The sequence below is a fragment of the Pseudomonas sp. genome (assembly GCF_030696055.1).
Taxonomy (GTDB): Bacteria; Pseudomonadota; Gammaproteobacteria; order Pseudomonadales; family Pseudomonadaceae; genus Aquipseudomonas.
In genome coordinates, this window is the sequence record NZ_JAUYNP010000109.1 from 1 (window position 1) to 1,033 (window position 1,033).

The 1,033-nt window shown below is 64.8% G+C and carries 1 protein-coding gene and 1 pseudogene; both read left to right on the plus strand.

Features of this window, described 5'->3' with window-relative positions:
• Positions 1-452: pseudogene (xylJ, locus tag Q8Q83_RS06570) on the plus strand (2-hydroxypent-2,4-dienoate hydratase); the annotation flags it as partial.
• 20 nt (positions 453-472) lie between these two features.
• Positions 473-1,033: acetaldehyde dehydrogenase (acetylating) (locus Q8Q83_RS06575; protein WP_305622205.1), on the plus strand; the 561-nt coding region annotated here is incomplete at its 3' end.

Consider the following 1,033-nt stretch of genomic DNA (forward strand, 5'->3'; position numbering starts at 1 on the left):
TCCTGAAAAAAGATCTGCTCGGCCCCGGTGTGACCAACGCCGACGTGCTGGCCGCCACCGAATGCGTGATGCCCTGCTTCGAGATTGTCGATTCGCGCATCCGCGATTGGAAAATCAAGATCGAGGACACAGTGGCGGACAACGCCTCCTGCGGGCTGTTCGTGCTCGGCGACACGGCGGTGTCGCCACGCCAGGTCGACCTAGTCACCTGCGGCATGCTGGTGGAGAAGAACGGCCAGTTGCTCAGCACCGGTGCCGGCGCCGCGGCCCTGGGTTCGCCGGTCAACTGCGTGGCCTGGCTGGCCAACACCCTGGGCCGCTTCGGCATCCCGTTGAAGGCTGGCGAAGTGATCCTCTCCGGCTCGCTGGTACCCCTGGAGCCGGTCAAAGCCGGCGACTTCATGCGCGTCGAGATCGGCGGCATCGGCAGCGCCTCCGTGCGCTTCACCTGATCGAACAGAGGACAACCCCCATGAGCAAGAAACTCAAGGCGGCCATTATCGGCCCCGGCAATATCGGTACCGATCTGGTGATGAAGATGCTCCGTTCCGAGTGGATCGAGCCGGTGTGGATGGTCGGCATCGACCCCAACTCCGATGGCCTCAAGCGCGCCCGCGAATTCGGCATGAAGACCACAGCCGAAGGCGTCGACGGCCTGCTGCCACATGTGCTGGACGACGACATCCGCATCGCTTTCGACGCCACCTCGGCCTATGTGCATGCCGAGAATAGCCGCAAGCTCAACGCGCTTGGCGTGCTGATGGTCGACCTAACCCCAGCGGCCATCGGCCCTTACTGCGTGCCGCCGGTCAACCTCAAGCAGCACGTCGGCCGCCTGGAAATGAACGTCAACATGGTCACCTGCGGCGGCCAGGCAACCATCCCTATGGTCGCCGCAGTCTCCCGCGTGCAGCCGGTGGCCTACGCCGAGATCGTCGCCACCGTGTCCTCGCGCTCTGTCGGCCCTGGCACGCGCAAGAACATCGACGAGTTCACCCGCACCACCGCCGGAGCCATTGAGCAGGTCGGCGGC